This window comes from Pseudomonas atagonensis, from assembly GCF_011369485.1.
Lineage (GTDB): Bacteria > Pseudomonadota > Gammaproteobacteria > Pseudomonadales > Pseudomonadaceae > Aquipseudomonas > Aquipseudomonas atagonensis.
Genome location: NZ_VXCA01000005.1, coordinates 53,991 through 76,954, shown reverse-complemented (window position 1 = coordinate 76,954; position 22,964 = coordinate 53,991). Strand labels below are relative to the sequence as shown.

19 protein-coding genes are annotated in these 22,964 nt (G+C 60.9%); 12 read left to right on the top strand and 7 right to left on the bottom strand.

From position 1 onward, the window contains the following. Positions 1-79: 79 nt before the first annotated feature. From F2P67_RS04460 to F2P67_RS04450, 3 genes are all read left to right on the top strand, one after another. On the top strand, positions 80-1,444 hold the full coding sequence (locus F2P67_RS04460) for an MFS transporter (protein ID WP_166217822.1): 1,365 nt from the start codon (positions 80-82) through the stop codon (positions 1,442-1,444). An 11-nt stretch (positions 1,445-1,455) separates the two neighbouring features. Next, on the top strand, positions 1,456-3,009 hold the full coding sequence (garD, locus tag F2P67_RS04455; protein ID WP_166217819.1) for a galactarate dehydratase: 1,554 nt from the start codon (positions 1,456-1,458) through the stop codon (positions 3,007-3,009). A 245-nt stretch (positions 3,010-3,254) separates the two neighbouring features. Beyond that, positions 3,255-4,196 (top strand): AEC family transporter, encoded by a 942-nt coding sequence (locus tag F2P67_RS04450; protein ID WP_166217816.1) that lies wholly within the window; start codon positions 3,255-3,257, stop codon positions 4,194-4,196. A gap of 105 nt (positions 4,197-4,301) precedes the next feature. Here the strand turns inward: F2P67_RS04450 and F2P67_RS04445 are convergent, their stop codons facing one another. From F2P67_RS04445 to gatC, 6 genes are all read right to left on the bottom strand, one after another. Beyond that, the gene (locus F2P67_RS04445) at positions 4,302-4,682 is read right to left on the bottom strand and encodes a carboxymuconolactone decarboxylase family protein (protein ID WP_166217813.1); all 381 of its coding nucleotides are present in this window, start codon (positions 4,680-4,682) and stop codon (positions 4,302-4,304) included. Beyond that, positions 4,679-5,740, bottom strand: coding sequence for a calcium/sodium antiporter (locus F2P67_RS04440; RefSeq protein ID WP_166217834.1), 1,062 nt, complete (start codon positions 5,738-5,740; stop codon positions 4,679-4,681). The genes F2P67_RS04445 and F2P67_RS04440 overlap by 4 nt, the downstream gene beginning before the upstream one ends. Before the next feature lie 46 nt (positions 5,741-5,786). Beyond that, positions 5,787-6,161, bottom strand: coding sequence for a septal ring lytic transglycosylase RlpA family protein (locus tag F2P67_RS04435; RefSeq protein ID WP_166217810.1), 375 nt, complete (start codon positions 6,159-6,161; stop codon positions 5,787-5,789). 115 nt (positions 6,162-6,276) lie between these two features. Next, positions 6,277-7,722, bottom strand: a complete 1,446-nt coding sequence (gene gatB, locus F2P67_RS04430; RefSeq protein ID WP_166217807.1) for an Asp-tRNA(Asn)/Glu-tRNA(Gln) amidotransferase subunit GatB — start codon at positions 7,720-7,722, stop codon at positions 6,277-6,279. A 10-nt stretch (positions 7,723-7,732) separates the two neighbouring features. Then, positions 7,733-9,184 carry an Asp-tRNA(Asn)/Glu-tRNA(Gln) amidotransferase subunit GatA gene (gene gatA / locus F2P67_RS04425; RefSeq protein WP_166217804.1) on the bottom strand — a complete coding sequence of 484 codons (1,452 nt, stop codon included), beginning with the start codon at positions 9,182-9,184 and terminating at the stop codon, positions 7,733-7,735. A 16-nt stretch (positions 9,185-9,200) separates the two neighbouring features. After that, positions 9,201-9,488: an Asp-tRNA(Asn)/Glu-tRNA(Gln) amidotransferase subunit GatC gene (gene gatC / locus F2P67_RS04420; protein WP_008085410.1), complete on the bottom strand. Its 288-nt coding sequence runs from the start codon at positions 9,486-9,488 to the stop codon at positions 9,201-9,203. 211 nt (positions 9,489-9,699) lie between these two features. Between gatC and mreB the strand changes: the two genes are divergently transcribed. The 8 genes from mreB to tldD all read left to right on the top strand — a co-directional run bounded on the left by mreB (position 9,700) and on the right by tldD (position 20,898). Next, positions 9,700-10,737: a rod shape-determining protein MreB gene (gene mreB / locus F2P67_RS04415; protein ID WP_002555108.1), complete on the top strand. Its 1,038-nt coding sequence runs from the start codon at positions 9,700-9,702 to the stop codon at positions 10,735-10,737. A gap of 141 nt (positions 10,738-10,878) precedes the next feature. Continuing rightward, positions 10,879-12,012 carry a rod shape-determining protein MreC gene (gene mreC / locus F2P67_RS04410; RefSeq protein WP_166217831.1) on the top strand — a complete coding sequence of 378 codons (1,134 nt, stop codon included), beginning with the start codon at positions 10,879-10,881 and terminating at the stop codon, positions 12,010-12,012. Further along, positions 12,012-12,503, top strand: a complete 492-nt coding sequence (gene mreD, locus F2P67_RS04405; RefSeq protein ID WP_166217801.1) for a rod shape-determining protein MreD — start codon at positions 12,012-12,014, stop codon at positions 12,501-12,503. Before mreC ends, mreD begins: the two co-directional genes overlap by 1 nt. A 37-nt stretch (positions 12,504-12,540) precedes the next feature. Next, entirely contained in the window at positions 12,541-13,137 is a 597-nt protein-coding gene (locus F2P67_RS04400) for a Maf family protein (protein WP_166217798.1), read from the top strand. 58 nt (positions 13,138-13,195) lie between these two features. Further along, the gene (gene rng / locus F2P67_RS04395; protein WP_166217795.1) at positions 13,196-14,653 is read left to right on the top strand and encodes a ribonuclease G; all 1,458 of its coding nucleotides are present in this window, start codon (positions 13,196-13,198) and stop codon (positions 14,651-14,653) included. A 75-nt stretch (positions 14,654-14,728) separates the two neighbouring features. Then, positions 14,729-18,532 (top strand): YhdP family protein, encoded by a 3,804-nt coding sequence (locus tag F2P67_RS04390; RefSeq protein WP_166217792.1) that lies wholly within the window; start codon positions 14,729-14,731, stop codon positions 18,530-18,532. A gap of 58 nt (positions 18,533-18,590) precedes the next feature. Then, positions 18,591-19,451 carry a carbon-nitrogen hydrolase family protein gene (locus F2P67_RS04385; RefSeq protein ID WP_166217790.1) on the top strand — a complete coding sequence of 287 codons (861 nt, stop codon included), beginning with the start codon at positions 18,591-18,593 and terminating at the stop codon, positions 19,449-19,451. Between the two features lie 4 nt (positions 19,452-19,455). After that, complete coding sequence (tldD, locus tag F2P67_RS04380) at positions 19,456-20,898, top strand: metalloprotease TldD (protein WP_034154473.1); 1,443 nt, start codon at positions 19,456-19,458, stop codon at positions 20,896-20,898. Positions 20,899-20,949: 51 nt separating this feature from the next. On the opposite strand, the gene yjgA is transcribed toward tldD, so the two are convergent. Then, the gene (gene yjgA / locus F2P67_RS04375; protein WP_016771692.1) at positions 20,950-21,474 is read right to left on the bottom strand and encodes a ribosome biogenesis factor YjgA; all 525 of its coding nucleotides are present in this window, start codon (positions 21,472-21,474) and stop codon (positions 20,950-20,952) included. 108 nt (positions 21,475-21,582) lie between these two features. Here yjgA and pmbA point away from each other — a divergent pair, with 108 nt between their 5' ends. Beyond that, positions 21,583-22,929, top strand: coding sequence for a metalloprotease PmbA (gene pmbA / locus F2P67_RS04370; protein ID WP_166217787.1), 1,347 nt, complete (start codon positions 21,583-21,585; stop codon positions 22,927-22,929). Positions 22,930-22,964 lie beyond the last annotated feature (35 nt).

Below are 22,964 nucleotides of genomic sequence, written 5' to 3'. Positions count from 1 at the left end.
CTGGCGCGCCAGCTCCCACAACTGACAGACCAAAGAAGATTCACCCGCGCATAAAAATAATCAGTGGGAGTACATCTACATGCAATCGTCCAAGCCGACTCACGTCCGCTATTTGATCCTGCTCATGCTGTTTCTGGTGACCACGATCAACTACGCCGACCGCGCCACGATCGCCATCGCCGGCTCCAGCCTGCAAAAAGACCTCGGCATCGACGCGGTCACCCTCGGCTACATCTTCTCCGCATTCGGTTGGGCCTACGTGGCCGGGCAAATCCCCGGTGGCTGGTTGCTCGATCGGTTCGGCTCGAAAAAAGTCTATGCCCTGAGCATTTTCACCTGGTCGCTGTTCACCGTGCTGCAAGGCTTTGTCGGTGAGTTCGGCATGTCCACCGCCATCGTCGCGTTGTTCATGCTGCGCTTCCTGGTTGGCCTGGCCGAGGCGCCATCGTTCCCCGGCAACGCGCGCATTGTTGCCGCGTGGTTCCCGACCGCAGAACGCGGCACCGCTTCGGCGATCTTCAACTCGGCGCAGTACTTTGCCACCGTGTTGTTTGCACCGTTAATGGGCTGGATCGTCTACTCCTTTGGCTGGGAACATGTGTTCATTGTCATGGGTATTCTCGGCATCATCTTCTCGCTGGTCTGGCTGAAGGTTATCCACAGCCCGCGCCAACACCCGATGGCCAACGAAGCGGAAGTGCAGTTCATCGCCGACAACGGCGGCATGGTCGACATGGACGTCAAGCAAGGCAAAAAAGCCGACGGTCCGAAATGGGATTACATCCGTCAGTTGCTGACCAACCGCATGATGCTCGGCGTGTACCTGGGTCAATACTGCATCAACGGCATCACTTATTTCTTCCTGACCTGGTTCCCGGTGTACCTGGTGCAAGAGCGTGGCATGACCATTCTCAAGGCCGGTTTCATTGCTTCGTTGCCGGCGATCTGCGGCTTCATCGGCGGCGTGCTTGGCGGGGTGATTTCCGATTACCTGCTGCGCAAAGGCCACTCGCTTACCTTCGCCCGCAAAGCTCCGATCATTGCCGGCCTGCTGGTGTCGAGCAGCATCGTTGCCTGCAACTATGTCGATGTGGAATGGATGGTCGTCGGTTTCATGGCCCTGGCCTTCTTCGGCAAAGGCGTTGGCGCACTGGGCTGGGCGGTGGTCTCCGACACCTCGCCGAAACAGATCGCCGGTCTGAGCGGTGGCTTGTTCAACACCTTCGGCAACATCGCGTCGATCACCACGCCGATCGTGATTGGCTACATCATCAGCTCCACCGGTTCGTTCAAATGGGCACTGGTATTCGTCGGCGCCAACGCACTGGTCGCGGTGTTCAGCTATCTGGTGATCGTCGGCCCGATCAAACGTGTGGTATTGAAAGAGCCGCCAACCCATGGTGGTACTGAAGCCACCGGCAAATTGTCTCAAGCGCATTCCTGAGGAGCGGCGTCATGCAGTTGATTGAACATTCCGACTCGCCGCGCTACATCCGCCTGCACGAGCGGGACAACGTAGTGGTAGTGGTGAACGACCAGGGCGTGCCGGCCGGCACCGAATTCGCCGATGGCCTGGTGACGGTGGATTTTGTGCCGCAGAGCCACAAGGTCACACTCGTGGACATTCCCGAGGGTGGTCAGGTGATTCGTTACGGCCAGATCATCGGCTATGCGTTGCAGCCGATTCGCCGGGGCAGTTGGGTCAAGGAAGATCAACTGCGCATGCCGACCGCGCCGCCGCTGGACAGCCTGCCGCTGTCCACCGAAGTGCCAGCCGCGCAGGCACCGCTGGAAGGCTTCACCTTCGAGGGTTACCGCAACGCCGACGGTACCGTTGGCACGCGCAACATTCTCGGAATCACCACCACGGTGCAATGCGTCACCGGCGTGCTCGATCACGCGGTGAAACGCATCAAGGACGAGCTGCTGCCGAAGTACCCGCACGTCGATGACGTGGTGGCGCTGACTCACAGTTACGGCTGCGGTGTAGCCATCACGGCCACCGACGCCTACATCCCGATCCGCACCGTGCGCAATCTGGCGCGCAACCCGAATCTGGGTGGCGAGGCGCTGGTGATCAGCCTCGGCTGCGAGAAATTGCAGGCCGGGCAGGTGATGCACGAGGACGATGCTTCGGTCGATCTCAGTGATCCATGGCTGTATCGCTTGCAGGATTCCAGTCACGGCTTTACCGAGATGATCGAGCAGATCATGGAGCTGGCCGAAGTCCGACTGAAGAAACTCGACCAGCGTCGCCGCGAAACCGTGCCGGCGTCCGAGTTGATTCTCGGCATGCAGTGCGGCGGCAGCGATGCATTTTCCGGCATCACCGCCAACCCGGCGCTGGGCTATGCCTCTGACTTGTTATTGCGCGCCGGGGCGACGGTGATGTTTTCCGAAGTCACCGAAGTGCGTGACGCGATTTACCTGCTGACTTCACGGGCGCAGACCAAAACCGTTGCCGAAGAACTGGTACGCGAGATGGACTGGTACGACCGTTACCTGGCCAAGGGTGAAGCGGATCGCAGCGCCAATACCACGCCGGGCAACAAGAAGGGCGGGCTGTCGAACATTGTCGAGAAGTCATTGGGCTCGATCGTCAAATCCGGCAGCAGTGCGATCAACGGCGTGCTCGGCCCGGGCGAACGGTTCAAGCAGAAGGGTCTGATTTTCTGTGCGACGCCGGCCAGTGATTTTGTCTGCGGGACATTGCAACTGGCGGCGGGGATGAATCTGCACGTGTTCACCACCGGGCGTGGCACGCCGTACGGTTTGGCGATGGCGCCGGTGGTCAAGGTTTCCACCCGAACGGAACTGGCGCAGCGCTGGCCGGACCTCATCGATATCGACGCCGGACGGATTGCCACCGGACGCGCGACTATCGAGGAACTGGGCTGGGAGTTGTTCCACTACTACCTGGATGTGGCGAGCGGCAAACAACAGACGTGGGCGGAGAAGCACAAGCTGCATAACGACATTACGTTGTTCAACCCGGCGCCGATTACTTGATGCGTGATCGGCTTGGCCCTCACCCCAGCCCTCTCCCGGAGGGAGAGGGGGCCGACCGAGTTGTCTAGCGCAATACATCGACCTGAAATACCGGGTTGATTATGGATTCAGCAATGTCAGTTCAGGTCGGCGGACCTCTTGAATATCCCACGATCAGTCCCCTCTCCCTCCGGGAGAGGGCTAGGGTGAGGGGCTTTTGGCTTATCATTAGATCCCAATAACGCTCATCCAAGGTTACCCCCGGCATGCTGGCAATCTTCCTCGAAACCCTGAACATCACCGCGCCGGTGTTTGCCATGCTGTTTCTCGGTGTGCTGCTCAAGCGCATCAACTGGATCAACGACAACTTTATCCACACGGCCTCGTCGCTGGTGTTCAACGTCACCATGCCGGCGCTGCTGTTTCTCGGCATCCTCCACGCCGATCTGCACGCAGCGTTGCAACCGGCGTTGCTGATCTACTTCGCGATTGCCACGCTGGTCAGTTTTGCTCTGGCCTGGGGCTGGGCGATTTTTCGTTGCCCGCGTGAGGATCGCGGCATCTACACCCAAGGTGCATTTCGCGGCAACAACGGCGTGATCGGTCTGGCGCTGGCCGCGAGCATGTACGGCGATTACGGGATTTCCCTCGGGGCGATTCTCGCGGCGCTGGTGATCCTTTTCTACAACACGCTGTCGACCATTGTGCTGGCGGTGTACAGCCCGGTGATCAAGTCCGACCCGTGGAGCATCTGCAAAAGCGTGTTCAGCAATCCGTTGATCATCAGCGTGATTGCGGCGGCGCCGTTTGCTTACTTCAAGATCGGCTTGCCGGGATGGCTGGAGACCTCCGGTCAGTATCTGGCGCAAACCACCTTGCCACTGGCGCTGATCTGCATTGGCGGCACGCTGTCGCTGGCGGCGTTGCGCAAGAGCGGCAACATGGCGCTGAGTTCCAGCCTGGTGAAGATGATCGGTTTGCCGGTGCTTGCAACGTTGGGCGCGTGGCTCTGGGGCTTTCGCGGGGCGGAGCTGGGGATTCTGTTTCTGTATTTCGGCAGCCCGACCGCCGCCGCCAGTTTTGTCATGGCCCGGGCGGCCGAGGGCAATCATGAACTGGCGGCAGCGATCATTGTGATCACCACGTTGATGGCGGCGATCACCACCAACGTCGGGATATTCTTCTTGCAGTGGGGTGGGTGGATCTAGCCTGGGAGTGGGCGTGAGCTTTCTGGCCTCTTCGCGAGCAAGCTCACACATTTTGGAGTGTGTTTCCCTGTGGGAGCGGGCTTGCTCGCGAAGGCGTCAGTTCAGTCACTCATGTTTCTGGTACGTGTCGATCACTTCCTGAGCGGCGCGGAACGCATCAATTGCCGCCGGCACCCCGGCATATACCGCGCAATGCAGCAGCGCTTCACGGATCTCGTCCACCGTGCAGCCATTGTTCAATGCACCGCGCACATGGCCTTTCAACTCCTGCGGGCACTTCAGCGCCGTCAGTGCGGCGAGGGTAATCAGGCTGCGGGTTTTCAGCGGCAGGCCTTCGCGATTCCACACACCGCCCCAGGCGTGTTCGTTGACAAAATCCTGCAACGGCTGGGTGAACTCGGTGGCATTGCCCAATGCGCGATCAACAAATGCATCGCCCATTACCTGGCGGCGGACTTCAACCCCGGACTTCTTCGATTCGGTCATGGCATATCCCTCTTGTGGTGTTGGCGGCGCCAGGCGCGTATCGACGTGAACAACAGAAACGTCAGTAGCGTCGGCAAAACGTAAAACAGCATCAGGCGTTCGAGCCTGCCGGCCAGTGGCATGCCGGTGGTGAACGAAACCACGTGCAGCCCGTAGGCCAGGTACAAACCGAGCAACAGCAGGCCTTCGGCACGGGTCACGCGATAGCCGGAATAGAACACCGGCAGACACAGCGCGGCGACGCCGAGCATCACCGGCAAGTCGAAATCCAGCGCGTTCGGCGAAACCGACAGCGGCATCGGTGCGATCAGTGCGGTGAGGCCGAGTACACCGAGCAGGTTGAACAGATTCGCGCCGATCACGTTGCCCACGGCGATGTCCCGTTGACCGCGCAAGGCTGCGATCAGCGAGGTGGCGAGTTCTGGCAGCGAGGTGCCGACGGCGACCACGGTCAGGCCGATCACGCGCTCGGAAAACCCCAGGTCAGTCGCCACCACCACTGCAGCGCCCAACAACAGGCGCCCGGCGAACACCAGCATCAACAGCCCGACAATGATCATCAGCGAACTGCCCAGCCACGAGGCCTGTACTGCTTGCGGCTGTTCCGAATGCGGTCGTGCCGAATGCCGCGACTGACGCAATAGCAAACCGAGGTACAACGCCAGTGCGCCCAGTAACAGAGCGCCGTCGAAGCGACCGAGTTCTTCGTTCCACGCCAGGACGAACACCAGCAGGCTGGCGCCGATCATCAGCGGAATGTCGAGGCGCACCAGTTGCCGCGAGACGCGCAACGGGATGATCAGCGCGGACAGGCCGAGGGTCACCAGAATGTTGAAAATGCTGCTGCCGATCACGCTGCCGACGGCGATGTCGGGGTTGTGCGTCAGCGCCGCTTGCAGGCTGACCGCCATTTGCGGTGCGCTGCTGCCGAGGGCGACGATGGTCAGGCCGATGATCAGCGGCCGTACATGCAGGCGCGCGGCCAGGCGCACGGCGGCGCGCACCATCAGTTCGGCGCCGAAGATCAGCAGGCACAGCCCGGCGAACAGTTCGATCACACTGATCAGCGGCAAATCGGTCAGTCCGAAAATGGTCGGTGCTCCATCAGTCGTCGAGAGCCTGCACGCGAACCCGTGCAGTGCCGCTGCTGAGCATACCGAGTTGTTCGGCCGCCTCGCGTGAAACATCGATCAAGCGACCACGGGTATGCGGCCCGCGATCATTGATGCGCACGACGCAGGATTTGTCGTTTTTCAGGTTGGTGACCTTCACCCGCGTGCCGAACGGCAACTGGCGGTGGGCGGCGGTCAGGGCGTTCTGGTTGAACGGTTCGCCGCTGGCGGTCCGTTTACCGTGGTGTCTGGCTCCGTAGTAGGAGGCGACGCCGGTCTGGTCGTAACCGTGCGGGTCGATAGTGTCGGTGCTGGCGCAACCGGCGAGCAAAGAGAGCAGGGCGCAGCTGGTGAACAAACGCTTCATTCAAAGGTTTCCCGAAACTAGTGCAGGAGTGATCGGTGGCGAGGGGATAAATCCCCTCGCCACCGATCACTCCCACAGGGGATGGCGCCAGTCCTTGGGACCGGCTCCATTTTCATCAGCCTTCGAGCTTGCTTTTCAGCAGTTCGTTCACTTGCTGCGGGTTGGCCTTGCCTTTGGAGGCTTTCATGGCCTGACCGACGAAGAAGCCGAACATCTTGCCGCGCTTGGCTTCATCCGCCGCACGATATTGTTCGACCTGCTCGGCGTTGGCCGCGAGCATTTCGTCGAGCACCGCCGAGATCGCGCCGCTGTCGGTGACTTGCTTCAGGCCGCGCTTGTCGATGATCTCGTCAGCGCTGCCTTCGCCGTTGGCCATCGCTTCGAACACCACCTTGGCGATCTTGCCGGAGATGGTGTTGTCCTTGATGCGCTGCAGCATGCCGCCCAACAGTTCAGCCGAAACCGGCGACTCGTCGATGTCCAGACCTTGCTTGTTGAGGAGGCTGCCCAACTCGACCATCACCCAGTTCGCCGCCAGTTTGGCGTCGCCGCCGATGGCTGCGACTTTCTCGAAGTAGTCCGCTTGCTCACGGCTGGTGGCCAGTACGTTGGCGTCGTAGGCCGACAGGCCGAATTGGCTCTGGAAGCGCTCGCGTTTCTGCGGCGGCAGCTCCGGCAGGGTGGCGCGCACCTCGCCGAGGAACGACTCTTCGATGACCACCGGCAACAGATCCGGATCGGGGAAGTAACGGTAGTCGTTGGCTTCCTCTTTGGAGCGCATCGGACGCGTTTCGTCCTTGTTCGGATCGTACAGACGGGTCTGCTGGATCACTTTGCCGCCATCTTCGATCAGCTCGATCTGACGCTGGATCTCGGAGTTGATCGCCTTCTCGATGAAGCGGAACGAGTTGACGTTCTTGATCTCGCAGCGCGTGCCGAACTCGACCTGACCTTTCGGACGGATCGACACGTTGCAGTCGCAACGCAGGGAGCCTTCGGCCATGTTGCCGTCGCAGATGCCCAGATAACGCACCAGCGCGTGGATCGCCTTGACGTAAGCCACGGCTTCCTTGGCGCTGCGCATGTCCGGCTCGGAAACGATTTCCAACAGCGGGGTGCCGGCACGGTTCAGGTCGATGCCGGTGGCACCGTTGAATTCTTCGTGCAAGCTCTTGCCGGCGTCTTCTTCCAGATGCGCGCGGGTAATGCCGACGCGTTTGACGGTGCCGTCTTCCAGCGCGATGTCCAGGTGGCCCTTGCCGACAATCGGCAATTCCATCTGGCTGATCTGGTAGCCCTTCGGCAGGTCCGGGTAGAAGTAGTTCTTGCGGGCGAACACGTTGTGCTGACCGATCTCGGCGTCAATCGCCAGACCGAACATCACCGCCATACGCACGGCTTCCTGGTTCAGCACCGGCAACACGCCGGGCATACCCAGATCGATCAGGCTGGCCTGGGTGTTCGGCTCGGAACCGAACGTGGTGGAACTACCGGAAAAGATTTTCGACCGGGTAGTGAGCTGAGTGTGAATCTCCAGCCCGATCACGACTTCCCATTGCATGTGTGTCTCCTCAGAAGCCGGTTGGGGTGCGGGTGTGCCAGTCAGTGTTCAACTGATACTGATGGGCAACGTTCAACAGGCGACCTTCCTGGAAATACGGAGCGAGCAGCTGTACGCCGACCGGCAGACCGTCGACGAAACCGGCCGGCATCGACAGGCCCGGCAGGCCCGCGAGGTTGGCGGTGATGGTGTAGACGTCTTCCAGATAGGCAGCGACCGGATCGCTGTTTTTCGCGCCGAGCTTCCAGGCCGGGTTCGGCGTGGTCGGGCCGAGGATGATGTCGACTTCATTAAAGGCAGCCATGAAGTCGTTCTTCACCAGACGACGGATCTTCTGCGCTTTCAGGTAGTAGGCGTCGTAGTAACCGGCGGACAGCGCGTACGCACCGACCATGATCCGGCGCTGGACTTCAGGGCCGAAGCCTTCGCCACGCGAGCGCTTGTACAGGTCGATGAGGTTTTCCGGGTTCTCGCAGCGATGGCCGAAACGCACGCCGTCGAAACGCGACAGGTTCGAAGAGGCTTCTGCCGGCGCGATCACGTAGTACGCAGGAATCGCGTGCTGCATGTTCGGCAGGCTGATTTCCTTGATCACGGCACCGAGCTTCTGCAGCTCTTTGATGCTGTTCTGGATCAGCTCGGCGATGCGCGGATCGAGACCGGCGCTGAAGTATTCCTTCGGCACGCCGATGCGCAGACCTTGCAGCGAATCGCCGAGGCTGGCGGAGTAATCCGGCACTGGCTCTTCGATGCTGGTGGAGTCGTTCTGGTCGAAGCCGGCCATACCTTGCAACAAAATTGCGCAGTCTTCGGCGGTGCGCGCCAACGGGCCGCCCTGATCAAGGCTGGAGGCGTAAGCGATCATGCCCCAGCGCGAAACACGACCGTACGTCGGTTTCAGACCGGTGAGGTTGGTGAACGCGGCGGGCTGACGAATCGAGCCGCCGGTATCGGTGGCAGTGGCCGCCGGCAACAGGCGAGCGGCAACGGCCGCGGCCGAACCACCGGACGAACCGCCCGGCACGTGTTCCAGGTTCCACGGGTTTTTCACCGCGCCGTACCAGCTCGACTCGTTGGCCGAACCCATGGCGAATTCGTCCATGTTGGTCTTGCCCAGCGTCACGGCACCGGCCGCCGCCAGTTTGGCGACCACGGTGGCGTCGTAGGGCGCCTTGAAGTTGTCGAGCATCTTCGAGCCGCAGCTGGTGCGGATGCCCTGGGTGCAGAACAGGTCTTTGTGAGCGATCGGCGCGCCAAGCAGGGCGCCGCTCTCACCGTTGGCGCGGCGTGCATCGGCGGCTTTCGCCTGCTCGATGGCCAGCTCTTCGGTGAGGCTGATGAAACTGTTGAGCTGCGGATCGAGCTGGGTAATACGCGCCAGCAGGACCTTGGTCAGCTCTTCGGAGGAAAACTTTTTATCGGCGAGACCGCGGGCGATCTCGGCCAGAGTCATTTGATGCATTGCAGGCTCTTTCCCTTTAGTCGATGACTTTCGGAACCAGATACAGGCCGTTTTCGACCGCTGGTGCGATGGACTGATAGGCCTCGCGATGATTGCTTTCGGTCACGATGTCGGCGCGCAGGCGCTGACTGGCTTCCAGCGGGTGGGCCAAAGGCTCGATACCGTCGGTATTGACGGCCTGCATTTCGTCGACCAGCCCGAGAATGCTGTTGAGGGCGGAAGTAATGTGCGGAAGATCGGCATCATTGAGGCCAAGGCAGGCCAGATGAGCGATTTTTTCCACGTCGGAGCGTTCTAGCGCCATCGGGATTCTCCAGTGGAAAACAGAACGGACGGCGTCCGTGTGTTAGATTGTCGGAACACTACCGCACTTCTACGGTCATAAGGCCGCGATTGTGGGGCTTGGTGCACAGAAAAGCGGCCAATTTAACATATTGGCGCCTTGCCCAAAATCCCTGTCGTTGTTAGAGTTTGCCGCACTTTTTTACCCACGCGTTGCCTAGGGTCCCTTTCCCATGTTCAAGAAACTGCGTGGCATGTTTTCCAGCGATCTTTCCATTGACCTGGGCACTGCCAACACCCTTATTTACGTGCGCGAGCGCGGTATCGTTCTGAATGAGCCATCGGTTGTGGCCATTCGGACACACGGTAATCAGAAAAGTGTCGTCGCTGTCGGCACCGAAGCCAAGCGCATGCTCGGTCGTACGCCGGGCAACATTGCTGCCATTCGTCCGATGAAGGACGGCGTGATCGCCGACTTCAGCGTCTGCGAAAAGATGCTGCAATACTTTATCAACAAGGTTCACGAAAACAGCTTTCTGCAGCCTAGCCCTCGTGTGCTGATCTGCGTTCCGTGCAAATCCACTCAGGTTGAGCGTCGCGCCATCCGTGAATCGGCCCTTGGTGCCGGTGCCCGTGAAGTGTTCCTGATCGAAGAGCCAATGGCTGCTGCGATCGGTGCCGGCCTGCCGGTTGAAGAGGCACGCGGTTCGATGGTTGTCGATATCGGTGGTGGTACCACTGAAATCGCCCTGATCTCCCTGAACGGCGTGGTCTATGCCGAATCCGTACGTGTTGGCGGTGACCGCTTCGACGAAGCGATCATCACCTACGTGCGCCGTAACTACGGCAGCCTGATCGGCGAATCCACCGCCGAGCGCATCAAGCAGGAAATCGGTACGGCCTACCCGGGCGGCGAAGTTCGCGAAGTCGACGTTCGTGGTCGCAACCTGGCCGAAGGCGTTCCACGCGCATTCACCCTGAACTCCAACGAAGTGCTGGAGGCTCTGCAAGAGTCGCTGGCGACCATCGTTCAGGCTGTAAAAAGCGCTCTGGAGCAATCGCCACCGGAGCTGGCTTCCGACATCGCCGAGCGTGGCCTGGTGCTGACCGGTGGTGGCGCGCTGCTGCGTGACCTCGACAAGTTGCTGGCTCAGGAAACCGGTCTGCCGGTGATCGTTGCCGAAGATCCGCTGACCTGTGTAGCTCGCGGCGGTGGCCGTGCACTGGAAATGATGGACAAGCACACCATGGACCTGCTCTCCAGCGAATAAGTCGCTGGGTGCAATACGTGGGTGAGCGCACAGGCAGCACTTTGCAGTGCTGCCTGTTGGCGTTTATCTTCTGTCAGTCTTCATCCAGGCCGGTTTGATGCCGTATGAATAAACAGAACATTTGCCTGGGAGGAGCGGCTTATTAAACCGCTTTTCGCCAAGGGCCCTTCGTTGGGTGTACGCCTGTTGGTGCTGGCCGTGCTGTCGGTCGCGCTGATGGTGGTCGATGCCCGTTTCAGTCTGCTCAAGCCTGCACGCAGCCAGATGTCGCTGGTGCTGATGGACGCCTACTGGATCACTGACCTGCCCGGTCGTCTGTGGGAAGGTGTCGCCAGCCAGTTCGGCAGCCGCACCGAGCTTGTCGCCGAAAACGAAAAACTCAAAACCGAAAACCTGCTGTTGCAGGGGCGCATGCAGAAGCTTGCGGCCCTCACCGAGCAGAACGTTCGGCTGCGCGAGTTGCTCAATTCCTCCGCGCTGGTCAACGAGAAGGTCGAAGTGGCCGAACTGATCGGCATGGACCCCAATCCCTTCACCCATCGCATCATCATCAACAAAGGTGAGCGCGACGGCGTGGTGCTCGGTCAACCGGTGCTCGACGCCCGTGGTCTGATGGGGCAGGTAGTCGAGTTGATGCCGTACACCTCGCGTGTATTGCTGTTGACCGACACCACCCACAGCATTCCTGTTCAGGTAAACCGTAACGGTCTGCGGGCGATTGCCAGCGGCACCGGCAACCCGGAGCGCCTGGAACTGCGCCACGTCGCGGATACCGCCGACATCAAGGAAGGCGATCTGCTGGTCAGTTCCGGTCTCGGGCAGCGTTTCCCGGCCGGTTATCCGGTGGCGACGGTCAAGGAAGTGATCCACGACTCCGGCCAGCCTTTCGCGATCGTTCGTGCCGTGCCGACAGCCGCCTTGAATCGCAGCCGCTATCTGCTGCTGGTGTTCAGCGACAATCGCACTGCCGAAGAGCGTGTCAACGATGCGGCCCAGGCGCAGGAAAATCTTGATGCCTTGGGCGGTGGCCCGGTGATTCCGGCCACTGTGCCGAAAACCGTGACGCCACCGGCTGCTGCGACACCTGCCGCCGCGGCAACGCCGACTGCACCGGCCGCCAGCGCCACGCCGGCCAAACCCGTTGCAAGCAAGCCGCCCGCAAAACCACCGGCAACCACTCCGGCGGCGACCAAGCCTCCGGCTGCCCAGCCTGCTGCACGGCCTGCGGCGAAACCGCCGGTCAGCGCGCCTGCTACCACCGGGAGACAAGAGTAATGGTCGGGGCTACCGCATCGCGAAACGGCTGGATCGTCTGGCTGACATTTGCCATCGGCATGCTGCTCAGCGTGTCGCCGCTGCCACAATTCATGGAAATCCTGCGCCCGCTGTGGCTCGCCTTGCTGCTGACCTTCTGGGCGCTGTACCTGCCGAACACGGTCGGCATGGTCACGGCGTTCTGTCTGGGGCTGGCGGAAGACGTGCTGTACGGCACGCTGCTCGGTCAGAACGCACTGATCCTGACATTGATCACCTTCCTGGTGCTTTCGCTGCAGCAACGCCTGCGGATGTTTCCGATGTGGCAACAGTGCCTGGTCATTCTGGTGATCTTTGGCCTGGCGCAGCTGGTGCAGTTGTGGCTCAGCGCGCTGACCGGTAACCGTCAGCCGACGCTGGCACTGGTCCTTCCGGCACTCGTCAGTGCCTTGCTCTGGCCTTGGGTCAGCTTCGCTTTGCGTGGATTGCGCCGCCGCTACAAAATCAATTGATCCGGTGAAGCAGGGCACTGAACAGGGAGATGTTTTGATGAAGCCGCTTTACCTCGCCTCCGGATCGCCGCGTCGTCGTGAATTGCTCGCGCAGATCGGCGTTCCGTTCTCCGCCATCAGTGCGGACATCGACGAAACCCCATTACCCGCAGAATCCCCCTCGGCTTACGTCGAACGCCTCGCGCGCGGCAAAGCCGAGGCTGGCCGGCGCACAGTCGTGTCCGACATGCCATTCTGCGTACTCGGTGCCGACACCGCCGTGGTGCTCGACGGCAAAATTCTTGGCAAACCGGTGGACGAAGCCGACGCATGCGCCATGCTGATGATGTTGTCTGGCAAGGAACATCAAGTGCTGACCGCCATCGCCGTGCTTGACGGCCAGCGTTGCGAGTCGCGAGTCGTGCGCAGTCTGGTGCGGTTCAGGCCGATCAGCCGCGAAGAAGCGGCTGCCTACTGGGCCAGCGGTGAACCCCGGGACAAGGCCGGTGGCTATGGCATTCAGGGGCTTGGCGCGGTGTTCGTCGCGGGGCTCAATGGCAGCTATTCGGCGGTGGTCGGGCTGCCTGTTTGCGAAACCGCAGAACTGTTGGGCCATTTCGGCATACCCTGTTGGCAAAACCTGAACGCGCAATGAGCGTCGTACGAATCAAGATGCGGCCATTATCGTGAACATGCCTGAACGAGATCCTGCCATGAGTGAAGAGATTCTGATCAACATCACGCCGATGGAGTCGCGCGTGGCGGTGGTCGAAAACGGTGTGCTGCAAGAAGTCCACGTCGAGCGCACGCAGAAACGCGGGATCGTCGGCAATATCTATAAAGGCAAGATTGTCCGGGTGCTGCCCGGCATGCAGGCAGCGTTCGTCGACATCGGCCTGGATCGCGCCGCGTTCATCCATGCTTCGGAAATTTCTCTGCGCGAAGGCCCAGCGGTGGAAAGCATCAGCTCGCTGGTGCACGAAGGTCAGAGCCTGGTGGTGCAGGTCACCAAAGACCCGATCGGGTCGAAAGGCGCGCGCCTGACCACGCAACTGTCGATCCCGTCGCGCTATCTGGTGTACATGCCGCGCACCGCCCACGTCGGCATTTCCCTGAAGATCGAAGACGAAGCCGAACGCGAACGCCTCAAGCAAGTGGTCAGCGATTGCGTGGCAAAAGAAGGCATAAAGGAGGCAGGCGGTTTCATTCTGCGCACGGCGGCCGAAGGTGCCGGCGCCGATGAGATCCTCATGGACATCCGCTACCTGCGCCGTCTGTGGGATCAGATCAACGAACAAATCAAAACCATCGGCGCCCCCAGCGTGATCTACGAAGATCTCGGTCTGGCGCTGCGCACCTTGCGCGATCTGGTCAGCCCGAAAATCGAGAAGATCCGCATCGACTCTCGGGAAACCTTCCAGAAAACCACGCAGTTCGTCGCCGAACTGATGCCGGAAATCGCCGATCGTCTGGAACACTATCCGGGCGAGCGACCGATTTTCGACCTGTACGGCGTCGAAGATGAAATCCAGAAAGCCCTTGAGCGCAAAGTGCCGCTCAAATCCGGCGGTTATCTGGTGGTCGACCCGGCGGAAGCCATGACCACCATCGACGTCAACACCGGAGCGTTCGTCGGCCATCGCAATCTCGAAGAAACCATCTTCAAGACCAACCTCGAAGCGGCCACGGCGATTGCCCGGCAGATGCGCCTGCGCAATCTGGGCGGGATCATCATCATCGACTTCATCGACATGGAAGATGAAGAGCATCAGCGGCAGGTGTTGCGCACCCTGGAAAAACAGCTGGAGCGCGATCACGCCAAGACCAACATCATCGGTATCACCGAGTTGGGCCTGGTGCAGATGACCCGCAAGCGTACCCGTGAAAGTCTGGAGCAGGTGCTGTGCGAGCCGTGCAGCAGTTGTCAGGGGCGCGGCAAGCTGAAAACCCCGGAAACCATCTGCTACGAGATTTTCCGCGAGATTCTCCGTGAAGCCCGGGCCTATCAGGCCGAGGGTTATCGGGTGTTGGCCAACCAGAAAGTTGTCGATCGGTTACTCGATGAAGAGTCCGGTAACGTCGCCGAGCTTGAAGGGTTTATCGGTCGCACCATTCGCTTCCAGGTGGAAACCATGTATTCCCAGGAACAATATGACGTGGTGTTGCTCTGATCCCCTGCGTCACACTTTTTCCACAGCGGCTGGCCTCAGCTTTTCGCAGTATTTTTGCCATGGGAGCCAACTGACATGGAGCGTCTGACACGCATTCTGGCCGCACTCACCCGTTGGGGGCTGGGCCTGTGCGCGTTGGTTCTGGTGTTGATGGCGTTGTACGTCAGTCTGGGGCGCGAGCTGACGCCGCTGGTGGCCGAATACCGCGCCGAGATCGAAGACAAGGCCAGTGCCGCCCTCGGCATGCCGTTGCTGATCGGTGAGCTGGAAGGCAACTGGAGCGGTTTTGCGCCGATTTTGCTGGCGCATGACCTGATGGTCGGTGACGGCGCCAATGCCTTGCGCCTGGATCGCGTGCGCGCCGTGCCGGATCTGTGGGCCAGCCTGTTGGCCCGCGAAGTGCGCATCGCTCATCTGGAACTCAACGGCCTGAAGATCAGCCTCAAGGAAGCCGAAGACGGCAGTTGGGCGCTGGAAGGTCTGCCGGTGCAGAAGGATCAGCCGCTCGATCCGGAGCAGTTGTTCAATCGCTCGCAAATGGTTCAGCAACTGTCGGTGCTCGACAGTCAGGTGACTTTGCAGCCACGGGATCAGGCACCGCTGACGCTCACTTATGTCGGCCTCAATGTGAAAACCGGCGCCAGTCGCCAACGCCTCGACGCGCGTCTGACGCTTCCCGACGGCCAGCCAGTGGCCTTGAGCCTGCGCACGCGGATTCGCTCCGGCCAGTGGCAGGACAGCACGATTGAAGGCTATGCCAGCCTACCGCAGAGCGACTGGTCGAAATGGTTGCCCGAGCGTCTGACCCAGCAATGGAATTTCTCCGAGATCAAGGCCGGCGGCGAGCTGTGGGTCAACTGGGCCGAAGGCACGCTGCAGACGGCCACGGTGCGTCTGAACGCGCCGCAACTGACGGGCGCCTATGCCGATCGCAAGCCGATCCAGATCAACAACCTCGCCCTCAACGCCTGGTTCCGCAACAGCCCTGAGGGTGCGACGGTCACTCTCGATTCGCTGGCGATGAGCTTAGGTGACACCCGCTGGGAATCCCATGTGCAATTGCAGCAGACCCGTGCCACCGACAAGGTCGATGAGCTCTGGCATTTGCAGGCGGATCGTCTCGATCTGACGCCGATCACACCGCTGCTCAACGCGCTCGGGCCGTTGCCGCAAGGTTTTGCCACCGTGGTCGATCATCTGAACGTCACTGGCGGGCTGCGCAATGTGCTGCTGGATTTCCGTCCGAACGCCACCGACGGCAGCAAATTCGGCTTTGCCGCGAATCTGGATAACGTCGGCTTCGATGCCTATCACGGTGCTCCGGCGGCGAGGAATGTCAGTGGCAGCCTCAGCGGCAACCTCGACGGCGGCGAGTTGCGCATGGACAGTAAAGACTTTGTTCTGCACCTCGATCCGATTTTCGCCAAGCCATGGCAGTACATTCAGGCCAACGCACGCCTGACGTGGAAACTCGACAAAGAGGGTTTCACGCTGATCGCCCCGTACCTGAAGGTGTTGGGCGAGGAAGGCAAGATTGCCGGTGACTTCCTGATTCGCCTGCATTTCGATCACAGCCAGGAAGACTACATGGACCTGCGAGTCGGCCTGGTCGATGGCGACGGTCGCTACACCGCCAAGTACCTGCCCGAAGTGTTAAGCCCGGCGCTCGACGAGTGGTTGCGCACTGCGATCCTAAAGGGCGCGGTGGATCAGGGTTTCTTCCAGTACCAGGGTTCGCTGAACAAGAATGCCGGAGAGGCTGATCGCAGCATCAGCCTGTTCTTCAAGGTGCATGACGCTGAACTTGCGTTCCAGCCGGGTTGGCCGCACGTCAGCAAAGTCAGCGGCGACGTGTTTATCGAAGACAGCGGCGTACGCATTCTGGCCAGCAAAGGTCAGTTGCTCGACACCCAGGTCAGCGATGTTTTCGTCAATATTCCTCACGTACCGTCCGGGCAGAACACTCACATGTTCCTCGATGGCGCGTTTGCCGGTGGCCTGGGTGATGGGCTGAAAATCCTTCAGGACGCGCCGATTGGCACAGGCGAAACCTTCGCTGGTTGGGAAGGTGCCGGCGATCTGCAAGGCAAGCTGAAACTGGACATTCCGCTGGCCAAGGGCGATCAGCCGAAAATCCTCGTCGATTTCAAAACCGCCAATGCGCGGCTGAAACTGGCCGAGCCGAAGCTGGAACTGACGCAGCTCAAGGGCGATTTCCGGTTTGACAGCGCCAAGGGCCTGAGTGGGCAGAACATCGCGGCGCGGGCATTCGACAAACCGGTCACCGCGCAGATTTTTGCCGACGGCAGCGCCGGCAAGCTCAAGACCCGGGTCGCGGCGTCAGGTCAGGTCGAGGTGAAGAAACTGACCGACTGGCTGGGCGTGACGCAGCCATTGCCGGTGTCGGGGACGATCCCTTATCAGTTGCAGTTGAACCTCGACGGTGCCGACAGCCAATTGATGGTCAGCTCCAGCATGAAAGGCGTGGCGGTGGATCTGCCGGCGCCGTTCGGCATGGCCGCGGATGTCGGGCGTGACACGGTGTTCCGCATGACGTTGCAGGGTCAGGAACGGCGGTACTGGGTCAACTACGATCAACTGGCCAATTTCACTTTCGCGGCGCCGCCGGGCAATTTTGCCGACGGTCGTGGCGAGTTGTTCCTCGGCGCGGGCGAGGCGGTATTGCCGGGGGCGAAAGGCTTGCGCATTCGCGGCGTGCTGTCGGAGCTGGACGTGGCGCCGTGGCAGGATCTGGTCAACAAATACGCCGGGCAGGATCCGGGCGGCAGCGCCAACAAACTGCTCAATAGCGCAGACTTCAAGGTTGGTAAACTGACGGCGTTCGGCACGACGCTGGATCAGGCCTCGGTCCAGGTCAATCGTAAACCGGGCACGTGGAATCTGGCGCTCGACAGTCAGCAGGCCAAAGGCACGGCCAGCCTGCCGGACGCCAAGGGCGTGCCGATTGCGGTCAATCTGCAATACGTGCGTTTACCAGCGCCGGATCCGACGGTGCAGGCCGACGAAAATTCGCCTGACCCGTTGGTGTCGGTGGATCCCACGAAAATCCCGGCGCTGGATATCACCATCAATCAGCTGTTCCTGGGCCAGGATCTGGTCGGTGGCTGGTCGCTGAAGGTTCGCCCGACCGCCAAAGGCATCGCCCTGAACAATCTCGACATGGGCCTCAAGGGCATTCTGTTGCAGGGCAACGGTGGCTGGGAAGGCGCGCCGGGGGCGACCAACAGTTGGTTCAAGGGGCGGATCGGCGGCAAGAACCTCGCCGATGTACTCAAAGGTTGGGGTTTTGCTCCGAGCGTGACCAGCGAAGAGTTTCACATGGACGTCGATGGTCGCTGGCCGGGCTCGCCGGCATGGCTGGCGACCAAACGCTTCTCCGGCACTCTTGATGCGTCGCTGAACAAGGGACAGTTTGTCGAGGTCGAGGGCGGTGCGCAGGCACTGCGCGTGTTCGGTCTGCTTAACTTCAATTCGATCGGCCGCCGCTTGCGCCTGGACTTCTCCGACCTGTTTGGCAAAGGCTTGAGTTACGACCGCGTCAAAGGCCTGCTGGTGGGGAACAACGGGGTCTACGTGACGCGTGAGCCGATCCGCCTGACCGGGCCATCGAGCAACATCGAACTGGACGGGACGCTGGATCTGGTCGGCGATCAGGTCGACGCCAAGCTGTTGGTGACGTTGCCGGTGACCAACAACCTGCCGATTGCAGCGCTGATCGTCGGCGCACCGGCGGTCGGCGGCGCGTTGTTCCTGATCGACAAGTTGATCGGTGACCGCGTGGCGCGTTTCGCCAGCGTGAAGTACACCGTCAAAGGCCCATGGAAAGAGCCGAAAATCACCTTCGACAAGCCTTTTTGAACAGCCAGCCGCTGAACCGATGGAGTAGCATGGCCGCATACCTCTTGCGGAGTTCGCCATGTCTTTAGCGGTGATTCAAATGGTCAGCCAGAGTGACGTGCTGGCCAATCTGGCCCAAGCCCGGCGCCTGCTCGAACAAGCGGCCGCCGGCGGCGCGCAACTGGCGGTACTGCCGGAAAACTTCGCCGCCATGGGCCGTCGCGACGTCGCCGACGTCGGGCGCGCCGAAGCGTTGGGCGAAGGACCGATCCTGCCGTGGTTGAAACAGACCGCTCGCGACCTCAAGTTATGGATAGTGGCAGGCACGTTGCCGTTGCCGCCGGTGGATCAACCGATGGCCAAGGCCAATGCCTGCTCGCTGCTGGTTAATGATCAGGGCGAAACGGTTGCGCGCTATGACAAGTTGCACCTGTTCGATGTAGACGTCGCGGACAATCGCGGTCGTTATCGCGAATCCGATGACTATGCTTATGGCAATGGCGTGGTCGTTGCCGATACGCCGGTGGGCCGGCTCGGTCTGACGGTGTGTTATGACCTGCGGTTTCCGGAGCTTTACAGCGAATTGCGCGCCGCCGGTGCCGAATTGATTAGCGCACCGTCGGCGTTTACCGCAGTGACAGGGGCGGCGCATTGGGACGTGCTGATTCGTGCACGGGCCATCGAGACGCAATGTTACGTGTTGGCGGCAGCGCAGGGCGGTACCCATCCGGGACCACGGGAAACTTTCGGCCATGCGGCGATTGTCGACCCATGGGGCCGTGTGCTGGCGAGTCAGGATCAAGGCGAGGCGGTGCTGCTGGCCGAACGCGACAGTAATGAACAAGCGTCCATCAGGGCGCGAATGCCGGTGACCCGTCATCGGCGGTTTTTCTCGCAGGGCGCACAGCGACCTGCTTCAGAACACGAATTTAAGGCGTAAACCTATGAGCGAGTTGTTGTCCTCAGTCAGTGATCACCTGTTGGCGCCGGGTGGCGTGACAATCGAGAGCCTGCAAGGCGTGCTCGGTGATCTGGCCGGCCCTGGCATCGATGCCGCCGACCTGTATTTCCAGGGGCAGATCTCCGAGTCCTGGGCGCTGGAAGACGGCATCGTCAAGGAAGGCAGCTTCAATCTCGACCAGGGTGTCGGCGTACGTGCGCAGTCCGGTGAAAAAACCGGTTTTGCCTACAGCAATGCGATCACCCTCGAAGCGCTCGGCGCAGCGGCTCGTGCTGCCCGTTCGATTTCCCGTGCCGGGCAGAACGGCACCGTGCAGGCGTTCACGACTCAGGACGTCGCGCAGTTGTACGCACCGGATAACCCGCTGGAAGTGCTGAGCCGTGCCGAGAAAGTCGAGCTGCTCAAACGCATCGATGTCGCCACGCGCGCCCTCGACCCGCGCATTCAGCAGGTCAGCGTGAGCATGGCCGGTGTCTGGGAGCGAATTCTGGTGGCGTCCACTGATGGCGGTCTGGCTGCCGATGTGCGACCGCTGGTGCGTTTCAACGTCAGCGTCATCGTCGAACAGAATGGCCGTCGCGAACGCGGTGGCCATGGCGGTGGCGGGCGTACCGACTACCGTTATTTCCTCGCTGAAGACCGCGCCATGGGCTATGCCCGTGAAGCCCTGCGTCAGGCATTGGTGAACCTGGAAGCGATTCCGGCACCAGCCGGTACGTTGCCGGTGGTACTCGGTTCTGGCTGGTCTGGCGTGCTGCTGCACGAAGCGGTCGGCCACGGTCTGGAAGGCGATTTCAACCGCAAGGGCAGTTCGGCCTACAGCGGGCGCATGGGCGAGATGGTTGCCTCCAAGCTGTGCACCATCGTCGATGACGGCACCTTGAGCGGCCGTCGCGGCTCGCTGAGTGTCGACGACGAAGGCACCCCGACCGAGTGCACCACGCTGATCGAAAACGGCGTGCTCAAGGGCTACATGCAGGACAAGCTCAACGCGCGCCTGATGGGCGTGGCGCGTACCGGTAACGGCCGTCGCGAATCCTATGCGCATCTGCCGATGCCACGGATGACCAACACCTACATGCTCGGTGGCGAAAGCGATCCGGCGGAAATCATTGCTTCGGTGAAGAAAGGCATCTACTGCGCCAACCTCGGTGGCGGTCAGGTCGACATCACCAGCGGCAAGTTCGTGTTCTCCACCAGCGAGGCGTACTTGATCGAGGACGGTAAGATCACCGCGCCGGTCAAAGGTGCGACGTTGATCGGCAATGGTCCCGAGGCGATGAGCCGGGTGTCGATGGTCGGTAACGATCTGGCGCTGGACAGCGGTGTGGGGACGTGTGGCAAGGATGGGCAGTCGGTGCCGGTAGGCGTGGGTCAGCCGACGCTGAAAATCGATGCGATCACCGTGGGTGGCACGGGCGCATAGGAAGGGAAGGAGCTTGGGGTGGCGCGCAGTGCGGCCACCCGTTGGCGAATATCAACGCAGACCGCGTTGAGTCTCGTCCAGCTCACGGATGTACTTGAAGATCTTGCGGCTGGAAGCAGGAGGTTTGTTTTGCGCAACCTCATGCTGAGCCTGACGGATCAGGGAACGCAATTGCTGGCGATCGGCGTCCGGATATTCGATGACGAACTTCTCCAGCACGGCATCGTCGCCCGCGATCAGGCGATCACGCCAGCGTTCGAGGTTATGGAAACGCTCGTTGTACTGACGAGTCGAAGCATCGAGTTGATCGAGCAGCGTGAGAATCGCGTCAGTGTCCTGATCGCGCATCAGTTTGCCGATGAACTGCAAATGCCGTTTACGCGCGATGTTCGCGGTGTGCTTGGGTGCATCGGCCAAAGCCCGGCGCAAAGCGTCGGTCAACGGCAGTTTGGCGACCAAGTCAGGCTTGAGTGTTGTCAGGCGCTCGCCGAGGTCAACCAGAGCATGCAGCTCGCGTTTGACCTGAGATTTGCTTTTTTCTCCCGTATCGAGGGAGTCGTCGTAAGAATCAACCATGGTGGCAGTCCGCAAAGAAACGCCGCCATGATAACCAGTCGGGGGCCGCTTGTCCGGCCCGGTCGCTCGATGACCCCAGCCGAAAGCAGAATTTGAGTGGAGATGAGCATGAGTGCAGTTCAAAGCGTCGGCCCGCAGGCATTGCCGGCACTGCAGGAACAGGTCGAGCAGATCATCGCCGAAGCCAAGCGTCAGGGCGCCAGCGCCTGCGAAGTCGCGGTGTCGCTGGAACAGGGCTTGTCGACGTCGGTACGTCAGCGCGAGGTTGAAACGGTTGAGTTCAATCGCGATCAGGGTTTTGGCATCACCCTGTACGTCGGTCAGCGCAAAGGCTCGGCGAGCACGTCGGCGACCGGGCCTGAGGCGATTCGTGAAACCGTCGCGGCGGCACTGGCGATCGCCAAACACACCTCTGAAGACGAAGCCTCGGGCCTGGCCGACGCCGCGCTGATGGCCAAGGATCTGCAAGACTTCGATCTGTTCCACGAATGGGACATCACCCCGGAACAGGCGATCGAGAAGGCGTTGTTGTGTGAAGCGGCAGCGTTCGATGCCGATGCGCGGATCAAGAACGCCGATGGCACCACGCTCAGCACGCATCAGGGCTGCCGCGTTTACGGCAACAGTCACGGTTTCATCGGCGGTTATGCATCGACCCGGCACAGCCTGAGTTGCGTGATGATCGCCGAAGCCGATGGCCAGATGCAGCGCGATTATTGGTATGACGTGAACCGTCAGGGCAGTCTGCTGGCGGACCCGGTGAGCATTGGTCAGCGTGCCGCGCAGCGGGCAGCGAGTCGTCTGGGTGCGCGTCCGGTGCCGACCTGCGAAGTGCCGGTGCTGTTTTCTGCGGAACTGGCCGGGGGCTTGTTCGGCAGTTTCCTCTCGGCAGTTTCCGGTGGCAGTTTGTACCGCAAATCGTCGTTCCTCGAAGGCACGCTCGGGCAGAAGCTGTTCCCGGAGTGGCTGACCATCGACGAGCGCCCGCACTTGATGCGCGCGATGGGCAGTTCGGCCTATGACGGCGATGGTCTGGCGACTTACGCCAAACCGTTCGTCGAAAAAGGCGAGTTGGTCTCGTACATCCTCGGCACCTATTCCGGGCGCAAACTCGGCATGCCGAGCACCGCCAACGCTGGCGGCGTGCACAACCTGTTCGTCACCCATGGTGATGAGGATCAGGCTGCACTGCTGAAACGCATGGGGCGTGGCTTGTTGGTTACCGAGTTGATGGGCCACGGCTTGAATATGGTGACCGGCGATTATTCCCGTGGTGCGGCGGGTTTCTGGGTCGAGAACGGCGAAATCCAGTTCGCGGTGCAGGAAGTCACCATTGCCGGCAACATGCGCGACATGTTCAAGCAGATCGTCGCGGTCGGTAATGACCTGGAGCTGCGCAGCAACATTCGCACAGGTTCGGTGTTGATCGAGCGGATGACTGTCGCGGGCAGTTAACCCCGACCATTACATAAAAAGGCGCGCCACCTGTT

Bases quoted from the DNA above. Each gene is read 5' to 3' on its own strand.
- F2P67_RS04460 (WP_166217822.1), top strand. From the start codon at position 80: ATGCAATCGTCCAAGCCGACTCACGTCCGCTATTTGATCCTGCTCATG.
- garD (WP_166217819.1), top strand. From the start codon at position 1,456: ATGCAGTTGATTGAACATTCCGACTCGCCGCGCTACATCCGCCTGCAC.
- F2P67_RS04450 (WP_166217816.1), top strand. From the start codon at position 3,255: ATGCTGGCAATCTTCCTCGAAACCCTGAACATCACCGCGCCGGTGTTT.
- F2P67_RS04445 (WP_166217813.1), bottom strand. From the start codon at position 4,682: ATGACCGAATCGAAGAAGTCCGGGGTTGAAGTCCGCCGCCAGGTAATG.
- F2P67_RS04435 (WP_166217810.1), bottom strand. From the start codon at position 6,161: ATGAAGCGTTTGTTCACCAGCTGCGCCCTGCTCTCTTTGCTCGCCGGT.
- gatB (WP_166217807.1), bottom strand. From the start codon at position 7,722: ATGCAATGGGAAGTCGTGATCGGGCTGGAGATTCACACTCAGCTCACT.
- gatA (WP_166217804.1), bottom strand. From the start codon at position 9,184: ATGCATCAAATGACTCTGGCCGAGATCGCCCGCGGTCTCGCCGATAAA.
- gatC (WP_008085410.1), bottom strand. From the start codon at position 9,488: ATGGCGCTAGAACGCTCCGACGTGGAAAAAATCGCTCATCTGGCCTGC.
- mreB (WP_002555108.1), top strand. From the start codon at position 9,700: ATGTTCAAGAAACTGCGTGGCATGTTTTCCAGCGATCTTTCCATTGAC.
- mreD (WP_166217801.1), top strand. From the start codon at position 12,012: ATGGTCGGGGCTACCGCATCGCGAAACGGCTGGATCGTCTGGCTGACA.
- F2P67_RS04400 (WP_166217798.1), top strand. From the start codon at position 12,541: ATGAAGCCGCTTTACCTCGCCTCCGGATCGCCGCGTCGTCGTGAATTG.
- rng (WP_166217795.1), top strand. From the start codon at position 13,196: ATGAGTGAAGAGATTCTGATCAACATCACGCCGATGGAGTCGCGCGTG.
- F2P67_RS04390 (WP_166217792.1), top strand. From the start codon at position 14,729: ATGGAGCGTCTGACACGCATTCTGGCCGCACTCACCCGTTGGGGGCTG.
- F2P67_RS04385 (WP_166217790.1), top strand. From the start codon at position 18,591: ATGTCTTTAGCGGTGATTCAAATGGTCAGCCAGAGTGACGTGCTGGCC.
- tldD (WP_034154473.1), top strand. From the start codon at position 19,456: ATGAGCGAGTTGTTGTCCTCAGTCAGTGATCACCTGTTGGCGCCGGGT.
- yjgA (WP_016771692.1), bottom strand. From the start codon at position 21,474: ATGGTTGATTCTTACGACGACTCCCTCGATACGGGAGAAAAAAGCAAA.
- pmbA (WP_166217787.1), top strand. From the start codon at position 21,583: ATGAGTGCAGTTCAAAGCGTCGGCCCGCAGGCATTGCCGGCACTGCAG.